This window comes from Rhizorhabdus sp. (assembly GCF_018006725.1).
Classification (GTDB): domain Bacteria; phylum Pseudomonadota; class Alphaproteobacteria; order Sphingomonadales; family Sphingomonadaceae; genus Rhizorhabdus.
Genome location: NZ_JAGMXV010000034.1, coordinates 1 through 12,798, shown reverse-complemented (window position 1 = coordinate 12,798; position 12,798 = coordinate 1). Strand labels below are relative to the sequence as shown.

Here is a 12,798-nt window from a genome sequence, read left to right as displayed (position 1 = left end):
AGGGCGAAGTCGTAGGTTCTGTGGTCCAAATCGTCGCGCGCAACAGCTCGTCATCAACCTACAATTGTTCGTTATCCTACACGATTTATTGGAGAACTTACGGCGATCCGATGAGCGAAACCTACACGAAGTCAGTTGCCGTGCCGCCAAACAGCAATGGCGCGGTAGTCGTGCATACAGGCGGATGGTCGGCGTCGACGCTTCGGGTCGGTGATGTCGAGTCCCGTTGCTCGGTTCAGGCCGTTGCACAGCCGCCGACAGTTGGCGCGGATTCCAAGTGCCCCCCAGGACTCGTTCATTTAGGCGACGTCAAATATGAAAACCGGGACGGTAAATCAGGGTTCGCCCTTCGTACTGTCAAGATCCCGGAAGGCTTTTACATTGACACGAGAAGCCCGATAAATTTCGCAGCGACGACGGCAGGCGGCGGCGCTGTCTCAAAGTGGGATGGCCGGTCCGCTCCGAATGGACTTTGGATAAGAACTTGGGGAGAGAAGTACTGGTCCGTGGGAAACGACGTGGGCGCCCTGATCGGTTTTCCATCGATTAATCCCTCGCTGGTGCGGGCGCAGGATAGCGTTTCGATAGGATTGTACTGTGGGGCAGCTGGACAGGGGTTCGCAACCCTGTCGACATACTGCGAAGCCCATGCACGCTTCTGTGCAAAGCCTGGATCGGTCGACCAGGCCAAACATCAGTACTGGGACACGACGACGCCCATCCGAAAAAACATGCTTAAGGACTTTCCCGACCAGTCGAGCTTACCGCCGCTCACGCCATTGCCTGGTAGCCCAGGACATGTTCCCCAGTAACACCAACCCTCGCGCAAGCTTGCCATCGGCTCTTCGCCAGATCGAATGGAGCTGCGCCAGCAGGTCGGTGCCACGTTGCCAGAACGGCCAGCCGGAGATCGGCCTTCCTCCATGTCGATGTACCGCCTTGCGCACATTGTACCAGCGGAACCCTTCCTCGAAACCAGGCACCTGATTGACGACGACCTCCAGAACCTGGGAAAGCGCCGTAAACGGCGGGCTGGAACAGGACATCCGATAGCGGACAGCAAGACCCCGGGAGCTGCAGAAGAACAATGGCAAACGTCCTTCAAGAGATTCAAACATGGTCGGTAGACCGTCCGACATGGCAACGGGACGCGCTCCGCCGGCTTGTTATGAACGGCGAGCTGGGCGCAGAGGACATCGACGCCCTGACGGCGATTTGCAAGGGCGAACATGGGTTGGCGGAGAAAATTGCAGCGCAACCGCTTGCCAAGGAACACGTGCCGCAGCGAGGGGGAGCGGCGCAGGCGGTTTCGCTGGACTCCATCTTCCACCATAAGGGCGTCAACGCCCTGGCCGAGAACCAGACCCTCAAGTTCGCCCCCGGCCTCACCATCGTCTACGGCGATAATGGTGCGGGAAAGACGGGTTACATTCGCATCCTCAAGCAAGCTTGCCGCGCGCGCGGGCAGGAGACGATTCTCGGCAACGTCGTGATAACCGGCACTGCTCCTCCCAAACCGACGGTCGCCATCAAATACAGGGTTGGAACCGATGCCGCTGCCCGCGAATGGACGGGCGGTGACGCAGATGAGTTCGTCTCCCGCGTCAGCATCTTTGACACGCAATGCGCCGCCGTTTATTTGAATGAGCGGACGGACGTGGCCTTTCTGCCCTTCGGCCTCGAGCTTTTCGACAAGCTCGTCCGCGCCTGCAGGGCCGTTCGCGCAAAACTGGAAACCGAGCAACGCGCGTTGAACACCAATCCCCTGGTGGGCCTCATCGCGCAGATTCCGCAGGGGACGGCGGCGGCGAAGCTGGTGAACAACATCACCCTGTTTACCAAGCAGGAGGACGTGCAGACCATTGCGCGCCTCAAGCCCGAGGAACAGGAGCGGCTTGCCTTTCTGGAAAAGGCCCTCCAAGACCTGCAAGCCAACGACCCGCAGAAGCTTGTCGCGCAACTGACCCTCCGCGCGAACCGCGTCCGCGCGCTTGCCGACCATTTGCGCAGGGTGGAAACGGAGCTGGCGGACACGGAAGTGACCGCCGTGTTCGACGCGCGGAAGGAAGGACGCCGCAAAAGCGAGGAAGCGAAGCGGCTGCGCGAAGCGACGTTTCCGCAAGGTTTGCTTTCTGGAACCGGCGGCGAGCAGTGGAAGGCCATGTGGGAGGCGGCGCGGCTGTTCTCGGAGCAACAGGCGTATCAGGGTCAAGGCTTTCCCGTCACGGAAGGTGGCGCGAAATGCGTCCTTTGCCAGCAAGACCTCGACCATGCCGCCGCCCACCGGCTCAAGCACTTCGAGGAATTCGTTGTTTCGACGACGGAAAAGGAGCTTCGGCAGATACGCGACGAATTCGCGAGCAGGCGCAACGCCTTTGCCAATCTCAAGACGTCCACGGATGCGGTCGAAGAAACCCTCAAGGAACTGCGTCTGGAACATGAGGCCACGGCCGAAGCCATCAGCGCCGCCATATCCCAGAACGAGAAGCGCCGCGCCGCTATCGTTGCCGCGCTCACCGAGAACAAAGACCTCGGCGAAGACTTTCAATTGCTCGCGGCATCTTCGACCCAGGCCAAATCCATCGGCGATGAAATCGACGCTCGCCTTAAATCGCTGCGCGAGGCCGGGGCCGCCGACGCCAAGAAAAAGATGACCGACGAGGCGCAGGAATTGCGCGCGCGGCTATTGCTCGGCAAGCACGAGAAGGCGCTTCTTGATGAAATTGAGAACAAGAAGAAAATCGCCGCCTACACCCAATGCCTCGACGAGACCAAACCGAACGCCATCACGCAGAAAAGCTCAGCCGTGACGAAGGCGGTCGTGTCAGAAAGCCTCAAGAGGAGCTTCAAGGACGAGTTGAAGGCATTGGAATTCAACCACGTCGAAGTCGAGCTAAAAGAGCAAGGCGGCGCGGAAGGCGTCTTCTATCACAAGCTCGTCCTCACCAGAAATCCGACCATCGACGTTCCCAAGGTCGTGAGCGAAGGGGAACAGCGGTGCATTTCCATAGCGGCTTTCTTCGCCGAACTTAGCACCGCCGACGACCCATCCGGCATTGTATTCGACGACCCCGTGTCCTCGCTCGACTTCCAGTGGCGGAGCGCCGTCGCGCGGCGGCTGGTGGAGGAATCAAAGCGAAGACAGGTCATCGTCTTTACGCACGATGTCGTCTTCCTGCTGGCACTCAAGCAATTTGCCGCGCAGACGGACGTTCAGCCTCTCGACCAGCACATACGCAGACAGGTCAACGGCGCAGGCGTTTGCCGCGAGGAATTGCCCTGGCTTGCGATGCGCGTGAAGGAAAAGATTAAATTCCTTAAGAACGCGTGGCAAGCCGTAGGCAAGAAGTACCGCGATGGCGAACTGGACGCCTACGAACGGGAGGCCAAGGAACTCTACGGCCTTCTGCGCGAGGCGTGGGAGCGCGCGGTAGAGGAGGTTCTGTTGGGCGGCATCGTCGAGCGGTTCAGACCCAGCGTTGAAACGCAACGGCTAGCCCCTCTCTCCGACATCAGCGACGAGGACTGCAAGACCGTCAAGGATGGGATGACCAAATCCTCGGCATGGCTTACTGGTCACGACCACGCGGCGGCGGCGCGGACACCCGTGCCTGCACCCGACGAGTTGGAGAGGGACATCGTGGCGTTGGAGACGTGGGTGAAGGGTATCAACGCCCGCCGGAAGAAGTAGCCAGCCCAAGATCTCGGCGGTGAACCTCGCTCTCGCCAGCATGCGTCGACCTGCGGAGCCACGTGCAGCCGCTGCTGGCATATCCTGTCGCGGGCCCGAACCAGAGTCGCGATTTTGTTCCCGATGGGGTTCTGCAGATGAACGTTTGCTAGAACCGCAACCGGGGTCCATGTCATGGCGCGGGAATCCTTCCTATCAGATCGCCGGATGCATAGGCCCGCCGCGACCTTCAGCGAGCCGTGCGCAATAAGCCTCGATCTCCGGCAAAGAAGCCGGATCGGGCCGGCCGACGACGTAAGTCAGCTCGAACTCGCCAGGCGCATATTCCCATAGTCCGACCGGCATATCGTCCCCCAGGAGGTATGCCGCCGGCCGGCGCAGATCCACATAGTCGAACGGCGTCCGCCTATCCGGCATGAACACGATCCTGGGCCCGCCCACAGCATTTGGGGTGACATCCAACAGCTTGCCATCGGCTCTTTGCCAGATCGAATGGGGCTGGGCGACCATCTCCATCCCGCGACGCCAGATCGCCCACCCGGCGATCGGCAGGCCACCCAGGCGCTGCGCTGCCTCCCGGGCGTTGTACCAGCAGAACCCTTCCTCGAAACCGGGGAACGCCGCCACCGGCACTGCTAGCAGCCGGCCGTGAAGCGCGCCAAGATGTTGGCGTGGCACGGCCGCGGGCATCCTGATCTCAGCGTTCGCCAATAAAAGCTTTCGCAACAAGCCCACGCGGGCGTGGCTGATCTTCGGGACCGAGATGGACGAATCGGTGGCAGCGGCCGTTCTGGTTGTACCGCTCATTGCCCTCTCCAAACCGTCCAGCCCTGACCGGCCGGTTGCTTTCGGACCTTGCGTGTCATGCTGCCGAGGCCGACGGCCTTCGAAATCTCCGACCGTTGTTTCGCATAGGTCGGCGCCACCATCGGGTAGTCGGGCGGCAGCCGCCATTTTGCGCGGTACTCCTCGGGCGACATTCCGAACGCTTCCCGCAGATGCCGCTTGAGCGTCTTGAACCGCTTGCCGTCCTCGAGGCAGATGAGGAATTCCGGTGTCACCGACCTCTCGATCGGGACCGCCGGCGCCGTCCGCGTCGCGCCCAGCTGGTTCGACCGAGGCTGCGCTGCACGAGAGGCCGCAGCAACCGGCGCCGTGGGCGCAGCCGGCTCCAGCCGGATCAGGGCGCCGTGAACTGCCTCGATCAGCTGAGGGATGTCCATTGGGTTGAAGCGATGCGATCCAACATATGTCGCGACGATCGACGCAACCAGCGGCGTGATGTTCATCTGCACTTTGCCCTTCCACCACCCGACATTACGGCGCGAGCATCCAATATTGCCGAAGAGTTGTCGATATGTTGGTTGGATCGCGCAGGGCATCGTTCCAGAGATGCGCGTCGCCAGGAGCGCCAACGGAGATGCCGCGTTCTGCGGAGAGTTCAGAACGGAAGCTGCAATTTTTTAGGCTGCGCTCGAGCGGCGCGCGTGAGGCCTCTTCCACGACGTCGCCGAAGCCTGGACGAGTTCGATCATCCGCCGGAACTTGCCGACGGACACATCCCTGCGCCATTGGGAATTTCACGCAGTTGCGCTCTGCCTCCAACCGTCCGATCGGAACCTTGCATTCGACGCCCCTTCCTGCTCATCGACGCACGCCGGGACCTCGCGGCCTCGACCTCCTCGGCCTTCGCACGAAGAATGTCGTTGAGCCAACCGGCGAGGTCGATCGTGATGGTCCGGCGGTAAGCGTCGACGAAAGCCGGGTCGGTATCGCCCTTTGCGGTTTTCAGGCAGGATCGCGGCGTGGGATGGCTCCGAGGCAAGCCGAGCCGTCCGCTGGCCAAATAGTGTGGGGCTGAGCGGCCGCTGCCGGGGAAAGAGAATCTTAGATGGCCTTACATAAAATTCGGTTCACGGTCACGTTTCCTGACGGCAAAACCGAGGACGTCGAGAAGGAGAACTCATCAGACCAATGGGCCAACATCCATAGCGACTTCCGAAAGACGAGAAGCAACGCGAATTTCGTGTATCTCCCGCCTAGCCATTTCCATTATTCAAAGAGAGTTTTGGACGTTGTCCGCATGAATGGCGGCAAAACCGTCTCCGTCGAGTCAATGGCAGGCAAGCTGCGCGGCTGCGTCGTCCTCGTCGTCGAATCGCCCCATAAGGACGAGTACAGTCGGCAGGGCTCGGTTTGGATACCGGGCGAACCGCTAACGGGAGCACGTTCGAAACTTGATCAATATCTCCCGGATGCGATCAACTGTGCAGGACCCAGCTTCTCCGACAAAAACGTGGTGCTCTGCAACCCGGTCCAGCTCCAGGCGAGCCTCGCCGAGCTCATGCAGAACAAGGCGATTGGCTTACAGCGGGACATCAGGAATCTGGTCTGGCGACGGCTTTTCCGGATACCGGCCATAAAATGCGACTTCAAGGATCGGATCCAATCCTACCAGCCGAGCCTTATTCTGGTCGGTACGACCGGGGAATTGGCCGGCCCGGTGTTCACCGCGCTGAGGGGTATCGGCGCAATGGTCCGCCAGGTGAGCCCCCATCCATCTTGGTGGAGCAATAGCAAGCCGCCCATCGTGCGGGAATTCCTCAGACCCCGGTCGGGAGCAAATGCCGGACCGTCCTCCCTTGCTTGAGCGAAGCCGCTGCGTTCCAGGCGAGCGAACGGTGAACGACGATCTCAATGTCGAAACTAATCCCCTGGGCAACCCAAGCGCCTCTCCGCCGTTTCCAGGTAAAAAGCCCGACAGCTGGCGGAGCGCCTCGTCAGGTCCAACGGGCCGGAATGCAATGGCTCGAATGCATTCAGGCGGCGTCAGCCGCGCCGTCGATGTCTTCGTGATCGCCCAGCGCCTGGACAAGCTCGATCAGACGGTCGCGCTTCTCGGGATCCTTGATCCGATTGAACGCACGAATCAGCGTCAGGGTCTCCCGACGAGCCAGGCTGTCGACTTCGTCGAGTTCGCCCGGCAAATCGGGCGCCTGGACCTCGTCAGTGCTCTGGAGGTCGGCCAGAAACCATTGCGGCGGAACGTTCAGCGCCTGGCTGAGGGCCGCGAGCCTGGCAGCATCGATGCGATTGGTGCCGTTCTCATACTTCTGGACCTGCTGAAATGTCAGGCCAATGCCGTCGGCGAGTTGCCGCTGGCTCATGCCCAACAGGATACGACGGGCACGCACCTTCGCTCCGACCTGGACATTCAGCGGGTGCAGTTTTCTCGACATGGCTCCTCCACCGGTGCGATGTTTGCTGGCGCTGATCCGCGCCTTTTCCATCGTGCCTCGGCCATCCAAGCGAAACAACCATTATTTGCCTAATGTTGCAGATCACACCCCAAACTTGGTGACCTTTCGGAGCAGGCATGCTATGACCATGCCATTCACCGCGTACCAACTTTACGATCGTGTCGGGCAGAGCGAGTGCCCGGCACGATCGCTCTTCGATGCCGCCCTGCCTTCGATGCCGCCCTGCGACGATCTGTTCGCGGAGCCGTAGGCCGATCGGAACGTCGAACCCAGGGCCTGCAAATCCTTGTTGCGGATGACGGGCCGATCCGTCGGCCGGGTTGCAGATCTCCAATCCGGCGCCCCACGGACGACCGTCAGTTCAAATTTCCGCGTGGGGCATTTTGGCGCCGAGCCTCCGATTGGGCCGACCTGATCCTCTCGATGAAGTCATCGACGCCATCGAGCTCCAGGATCAGCGCCTGGGCCTGCCCTGCTTCGTCGGTTGCGATCACCATGATCGCTTCCTCGCCGATCGCCGTTGCCACCTTGGCTGGTCTCACCGTGTTCTCCGGTACAGCGACCCGATCTCCCGGCTCCTGGTCGACAGCGGGCCCGGGAGCGCCCCCGACATCATCGAGTACCTGCCGAGCCGAGGCGATCAGCGCCGGCAACTGCCGGGTTGCAGGGAGGTTAACGCGGGATGAACGTAAATCGAAGCGGCGGAAGGCTCGGAAACAGCTGGAACTGGCTGTACGATTCCTGGTTGAGTCGCCGCCCTTACGGAGATCCAGGATATGTTCCGCGCCCGCCGTGCCCGGCAAACGCCGGTGGCTGACCCTATGCCCGAATTTCTGCCGCCAATGAAACCGGCACTGGTGACGAAGGCCCCTCTCAAAGGCGAATGGCTATCCGAGCTGAAATGGGACGGCTACTGGATGGAAGCGACCGTCAGCGAAGGCAATGTCGTGCTCCGCAGCAGCAGTGGTGCGGACTGGACGCAACGCTTTGGCCGGCAGATTGCCGCGGCCTGCAGCGCGCTGCAGGTCTCGTCCGCCAAACTGCACGGCGAGGTGGTTCTACTCGCGGCGGACGGGACAAACGATTTCGCCGGGCTGCACGCACTGTTGCGGGCCAGGCGGCCGCTTGCGCGACAGACCGCGCGGCTGACGGCTGTCATCTTTGACCTGCTCTATCTCGATGGGCACGATGTGACCAGAGCACCGCAGGTGGAACGGCGACGCCTGCTGCAAAAGGTGATGGCAACCGCTCAACCGCCACTGGCTTTCAGCGAGACCTTCGATACCAATCCCGAGGCCCTTTTTGGTCTGGCCTGCGAGAAGGGCCTGGAGGGAGTAGTTCTCAAGCGATCCGAAGCAGTCTATCAGGCTGGCCGCGCCTCCTCCTGGCTGAAGATCAAATGCGTTCAGGAGGAGCCGGTGGTCATCGGGGGATGGCTGCCGGCGGCTGGCCCGCTCAGCCGGGTCGGGGCCTTGCTGGTCGGCAAGTACGACGCGGCCGGCCGGCTGCACTATATCGGGCGGGTCGGATCCGGCATTGGCGATGCCGCGGCGGCCGAGCTGGCCGAGCGGCTTTCTAGACGGCGCGCGGCGGGATCGCCCTTCCGATCAGGCACAATGTCGGGGCCGACCAGGCGGGCCGCGCGGTTCGTCAGGCCCGAGCTCGTCGCCGACATCCGGGTCCGGGGCTGGACCTCGGACGGAAAGCTGCGGCACCCATCCTATAAGAGCCTTCGGGCCGACAAGCGCCCGTCTGCCGTCAAGCTGGAACAGGATAACGAGTCGGCTTGACTCTTCCATTCTCATGTTCACATTATGTTCTCACACCTGATCCCGAGATGGAGGACATATCCATGTACCGTATGGTGTTCATCGCCCCTACTCCAAACAAGACCCACGCGGTCCCAGGCGCGTGGGTCTTGCAGCCGTCGACCGTCGTGGAGCCTTTGGATCTCCCGGCCGAGGGGCTGGACGATGCTCGCGCCCAGGCGGCCGGCATCTGGGCCGCCATGCCTCACCGTCGCTTCATGGATCCCGATGGTTACTGGATTGTCGATGCCACGGCGCCGACGTCGGATCGGGACGGCTCGCAAGGGATAGACGCCGGCCGCGTTGTGTTTCACGACGAACGGGACGAAGCCATGACGCCGCGGGCCCCCGCCGACCTCGAAAGGATCGTGGAGTTCAAGCGGGCGATGATAGCCGCCGGAGGCGGGCTTGTGCTGGTCGAAAAGTTCGAAGAGGCGCCCGAACCCGCGATCGCCGATATGCTCGACGATGCCGATCTGACCTACGACCGGGATGATTTCATCACTATGGACCGGCTCGCAGTGAATGATCGGCAGCGGGCGGCGATCGCCTTGCACCCGATTGCCCGCGACGCGGCGCAGCTGGAGCATGCCATCGTGTTCATGGCAGGAGGCATAAAGGCCGACCGCGGTACGGTCGCGGACCTCCAACATGCCTGGCTCGTTGCCGCCAACAACCTCGCGGCGATGGCCCAGGCCGGACTATTGATCTCGACCACCGCAGCATCCCACCTGGTCATGCACGCAGCCTGACATCAGTAGAATTGACACGTTCAGACGACACGTGTCAGCCTGTCCCTCTCGGAGGGGGAGGTTTACAGTGATCCGTAATATTTTGGCGGCCGCCGCCTTGGCGATCGGCCTTGCGCCGGCTGCCGCCATTGCGCAGACGTCGTCATGCGACAACAGCGCGTTTGCGAATGTGGGACCAGCACTTCCGGGTTGGTATGTCGATGCGGAAAAACCAACCCAGGGGTGGGCTGTCACACCCCAGGCCGGTCGGTTTTTTCTCGGTGGTTTCTTTTTCGAGGATGACGGCGCGAGGACCTGGACCGTGGGGGTGATGTGCGCCCGGTCGGGCGAGTACCAGGTTCGGTGGGTGGTCAACGGGATCACGATGTCGGAATGGCGCGTCGACTACGAAGGCGACCTGGTGTCTTGCCTGGGCGGCAGCACAATGGATGTCGCCAAGACGGCAAACTGCACGACCTATGGCCGGGTGACGATGGTGGTGGCCGACCGAAGCAAGCTGCGCATGGTGATCGATCGCCCCGGCAAGTCCCGCGCCAATATCAATCTGACGGCATTCTACCAGTTCTAGATCACGCAATGGCAAGGCGGAGCCCGGCCGTCGGGCGATCTTCTGGAGAGTTGGCATGCCGACTGCCCGGAGGTGCCCCGGATTCCGCAGACGGTCGGGATTGGGGAGAGGTATGTTTCTGACGGGCAACGCACTGACGGAAGAGATCGAACGGGTCCTCGCAGGTGAAGATCTGCGGTGCGCGGTAGCCTTTTGGGGCAAGGGTGCCAAGGCGCGCATTCCCGCCTCCCACTTTGGTTCGGCGCGGCTGATCTGCAACCTTCAGTCCGGCGGTACCAACCCGCACGAGATTGAGGCGCTGATCAAGGCGGGCGCCCAGGTTCGGATGCACGCCAGGCTGCACGCCAAGGTCTACATCTCCAATGCCGGCGCCGTTACTGGCTCGGCCAACATGTCGGCGAATGGCCTTGGCCTGGAAGGCCGAGAGCAGTCTCGGTGGGAAGAAGCGGGCATCTCGACCGACGACACCCGTGACATGGCCGACTGGTTCGAGACGCTCTGGACAGACGATGCAACGACCGAAATCAGCCCGGCAGCGATGGCAGCTGCGATTGAGGCTTGGGAAGCACGCCAGCAGGTCAAGCCGACGATCGCCAGCTTCGCTGACGTCGACGCAAGCGACCTGGAACATCTTATCGAATGGGAAGGACCGAAGGATTTCGTCCCGCACGCGCAATCGGTCCGCGGCCAGCTCGGACACTACGACGCCCGCGTCGAGAGACGGATCGGCAACGGCCTCGATATCGAGGGCAAGCGGGATCACAAGCTCTCCGGCCGCTGGGTCCTCTACTGGACACGGCTCGACGACAAGGGCCGTCCGCGCAAGAACTCCTTTGAATGGGTAAAGCTGGGCCCGCCGGTGCTCGATGCCCTGCACCGTGAAGGAGAGGAGGACGTCAAGGGCCAGGACGTGCTGATCGAGGCCGAGGAAAAATTTCCAATTCCATTTGTCGTCCGGGACGAGATCTTCCATGCGGCGTTCTGGGAGTGCATGGGCCGAAAGAGATACGCGGACCTGCGAAAGGACGATAAATCAAAGGCTCGGTACTCCGACGCGCGCCTTAATCTGATGAAATCGTTTTGGGCCGATCTGCATGACCTCTATCTCGATATGTCCGACAGCACGGGAAAACGACGCCGCTAACGCCGCCACGAGCCCTGATGCCTGGCGGTCGCAGTATCTGCGTCCCGGTCTGAGTATTTCGCTCAACCGCACTCCCGCACCAAGCCGATGAACCCTCGTCAATGAATGACCGCTCCGTTGAAGCTGACCTCCCGCTGACCGGCGCCCGCGCGACCTTCGTCGCGGGCACCGACCTTACGTCGGCGACGATGTACATACTCGGCGGGGCCAGGCTGCGATGTGCGGTCGCCTACTGGGGCGCCGGCGCTGAGCGCAGGTTCGATCCGGCCACGCTGCATGGCGCCAAGTTGATCTGCAACCTTGGCGGCGCGACCGATCCCGACACGATCCGGAAACTGATGGCGACGGGCGCCCAGGTCCGGATGGACCGGAACCTGCACGCCAAGGTCTACATCTCGGACCGAGGTGCGGTGATTTCGTCAGCCAACCAGTCGGCCAATGGCCTTGGAGACGGGAACGGCCGCCAGCCGCTCTGGCGCGAAGCCGGTGTCGTGTTTCCGCGCCCAGATGAAACGGTGTGATGCCGGCATTTTGCGCAGGATCCACAACGGGGCAGAACTTGAAGCTCCAACCGATCTTCCTATCATCCGAGACAGGTGGGTTCTGTGGTGGGATCCCCAATTGCGGCCGCGCCAGCGGCTGGCACGGCCGCTCAAGGAAGTGCCGCTCGCCTGGAGCAAACTCGGTACCGAGGCCGACGTCGTCGAAAACGCCTATTCGATGCAGAGCGACGGCAGCCCGCGCAACGTGCTTCTGGAGGCTGAACATCCAGGTGCCCCTCCGTTTGACATCAGTGAAACCCTATTCGTCCACGCGTTCCATGATTGCCTGGAACAGGATGCATATCGGGGCTTGCTTGAGGTCAAATACCCAATGCCCTGGTTCACCCGCTATGCGCCTCTCATGGCTCGGTTTCGGGTGGAGCTGTACACCCGGTACCACGCGCTTGCCGCCGATCGAGCGGTTCGAGGTCGGTAATGCGTGAGCGAGGCGCGACAGTGCGATCTCCTGGCGACGAACAGCGGGCACAACGAGCGCCGACGGGCGACGGATGCTGACAGCGTTCGTCGAGCTGACCGAATTTGAACGGAGATTAATCAAGACGCGCACGGCTGATGTTCACATGCGGGGTAAGAGCCGCAGAAAGTCGAATTGGATCTGATCCGGTGATTTTGACCGCCGGCTCCAAGTAGCTGACGATGTCTGCATGCCCGCGCATTCTTGCAGGACTGGCAGGGCAAGCTGGTATGCGACGACTTCTCTGGCTACAAGGCCAGCTTCGGCGGTGGCATCGTCGAGATTGGGTGCATGGCTCACGCGCGTCGTAAGTACTTTGAGCTGCACGACAAGCACAAGAGCGAGTTGGCTGGCCAGGCGCTACGCTTCATTGCCGGGCTCTACGAGATCGAGCGAGAGGTGCGGGACGCAGAACCAGAACTACGCTTGGAAGCCAGTTCGGGAATCGTCATCATGTGGCGCAAGTCACTGACCAGCAGGTCACGCGCCTTCTCTATCAGCCGCAAGTCGCGTGAAGAGAACACTTCCGCGGAGTGGTGGCTATCAAGATAGGCCTGC

The 12,798-nt window shown here is 61.7% G+C and carries 13 protein-coding genes and 1 pseudogene; 9 read left to right on the top strand and 5 right to left on the bottom strand.

Going from position 1 to position 12,798, the window contains the following annotated elements; genetic code table 11:
• Nucleotides 1–761: 761 nt before the first annotated feature.
• A complete protein-coding gene (locus KAY22_RS07405; protein ID WP_296621753.1) occupies nt 762–1,118 on the bottom strand; it encodes a hypothetical protein in 357 nt (118 codons plus the stop codon).
• 50 nt (nt 1,119–1,168) lie between these two features.
• Between KAY22_RS07405 and KAY22_RS07400 the strand changes: the two genes are divergently transcribed.
• Entirely contained in the window at nt 1,169–3,691 is a 2,523-nt protein-coding gene (locus KAY22_RS07400) for an AAA family ATPase (protein ID WP_296621751.1), read from the top strand.
• Between the two features lie 195 nt (nt 3,692–3,886).
• Here KAY22_RS07400 and KAY22_RS07395 read toward each other — a convergent pair whose 3' ends face one another.
• The gene (locus KAY22_RS07395; RefSeq protein WP_296621749.1) at nt 3,887–4,369 is read right to left on the bottom strand and encodes a hypothetical protein; all 483 of its coding nucleotides are present in this window, start codon (nt 4,367–4,369) and stop codon (nt 3,887–3,889) included.
• Between the two features lie 125 nt (nt 4,370–4,494).
• Nucleotides 4,495–5,106: a MucR family transcriptional regulator gene (locus tag KAY22_RS07390; protein ID WP_296621747.1), complete on the bottom strand. Its 612-nt coding sequence runs from the start codon at nt 5,104–5,106 to the stop codon at nt 4,495–4,497.
• 476 nt (nt 5,107–5,582) lie between these two features.
• Between KAY22_RS07390 and KAY22_RS07385 the strand changes: the two genes are divergently transcribed.
• Nucleotides 5,583–6,341: a hypothetical protein gene (locus KAY22_RS07385; RefSeq protein WP_296621745.1), complete on the top strand. Its 759-nt coding sequence runs from the start codon at nt 5,583–5,585 to the stop codon at nt 6,339–6,341.
• Nucleotides 6,342–6,510: 169 nt separating this feature from the next.
• Here the strand turns inward: KAY22_RS07385 and KAY22_RS07380 are convergent, their stop codons facing one another.
• Entirely contained in the window at nt 6,511–6,981 is a 471-nt protein-coding gene (locus KAY22_RS07380; RefSeq protein WP_296621743.1) for a helix-turn-helix domain-containing protein, read from the bottom strand.
• Nucleotides 6,982–7,307: 326 nt separating this feature from the next.
• The gene (locus tag KAY22_RS07375) at nt 7,308–7,604 is read right to left on the bottom strand and encodes a hypothetical protein (protein ID WP_296621741.1); all 297 of its coding nucleotides are present in this window, start codon (nt 7,602–7,604) and stop codon (nt 7,308–7,310) included.
• 123 nt (nt 7,605–7,727) lie between these two features.
• On the opposite strand from KAY22_RS07375, the gene ligD reads away from it, so the two are divergent.
• The 7 genes and pseudogenes from ligD to KAY22_RS07340 form a co-directional block, all read left to right on the top strand.
• Nucleotides 7,728–8,741, top strand: coding sequence for a non-homologous end-joining DNA ligase (gene ligD / locus KAY22_RS07370; protein ID WP_296621739.1), 1,014 nt, complete (start codon nt 7,728–7,730; stop codon nt 8,739–8,741).
• A 62-nt stretch (nt 8,742–8,803) separates the two neighbouring features.
• The gene (locus KAY22_RS07365) at nt 8,804–9,511 is read left to right on the top strand and encodes a hypothetical protein (protein ID WP_296621736.1); all 708 of its coding nucleotides are present in this window, start codon (nt 8,804–8,806) and stop codon (nt 9,509–9,511) included.
• A 67-nt stretch (nt 9,512–9,578) separates the two neighbouring features.
• A complete protein-coding gene (locus KAY22_RS07360) occupies nt 9,579–10,079 on the top strand; it encodes a hypothetical protein (RefSeq protein ID WP_296621734.1) in 501 nt (166 codons plus the stop codon).
• Between the two features lie 112 nt (nt 10,080–10,191).
• Entirely contained in the window at nt 10,192–11,223 is a 1,032-nt protein-coding gene (locus KAY22_RS07355; protein WP_296621731.1) for a phospholipase D family protein, read from the top strand.
• Nucleotides 11,224–11,324: 101 nt separating this feature from the next.
• Nucleotides 11,325–11,744: a phospholipase D family protein gene (locus KAY22_RS07350; RefSeq protein WP_296621728.1), complete on the top strand. Its 420-nt coding sequence runs from the start codon at nt 11,325–11,327 to the stop codon at nt 11,742–11,744.
• A gap of 100 nt (nt 11,745–11,844) precedes the next feature.
• Nucleotides 11,845–12,201, top strand: coding sequence for a hypothetical protein (locus KAY22_RS07345; protein ID WP_296621726.1), 357 nt, complete (start codon nt 11,845–11,847; stop codon nt 12,199–12,201).
• A 228-nt stretch (nt 12,202–12,429) separates the two neighbouring features.
• Nucleotides 12,430–12,672 (top strand): annotated as a pseudogene (locus KAY22_RS07340) (transposase); the annotation flags it as partial.
• Between the last annotated feature and the right edge of the window lie 126 nt (nt 12,673–12,798).

Coding starts and splice junctions, on each gene's coding strand:
- KAY22_RS07405 (WP_296621753.1), bottom strand. CDS start 1,118: ATGTTTGAATCTCTTGAAGGACGTTTGCCATTGTTCTTCTGCAGCTCC.
- KAY22_RS07400 (WP_296621751.1), top strand. CDS start 1,169: ATGAACGGCGAGCTGGGCGCAGAGGACATCGACGCCCTGACGGCGATT.
- KAY22_RS07385 (WP_296621745.1), top strand. CDS start 5,583: ATGGCCTTACATAAAATTCGGTTCACGGTCACGTTTCCTGACGGCAAA.
- KAY22_RS07380 (WP_296621743.1), bottom strand. CDS start 6,981: ATGGAAAAGGCGCGGATCAGCGCCAGCAAACATCGCACCGGTGGAGGA.
- ligD (WP_296621739.1), top strand. CDS start 7,728: ATGTTCCGCGCCCGCCGTGCCCGGCAAACGCCGGTGGCTGACCCTATG.
- KAY22_RS07365 (WP_296621736.1), top strand. CDS start 8,804: ATGTACCGTATGGTGTTCATCGCCCCTACTCCAAACAAGACCCACGCG.
- KAY22_RS07355 (WP_296621731.1), top strand. CDS start 10,192: ATGTTTCTGACGGGCAACGCACTGACGGAAGAGATCGAACGGGTCCTC.
- KAY22_RS07350 (WP_296621728.1), top strand. CDS start 11,325: ATGAATGACCGCTCCGTTGAAGCTGACCTCCCGCTGACCGGCGCCCGC.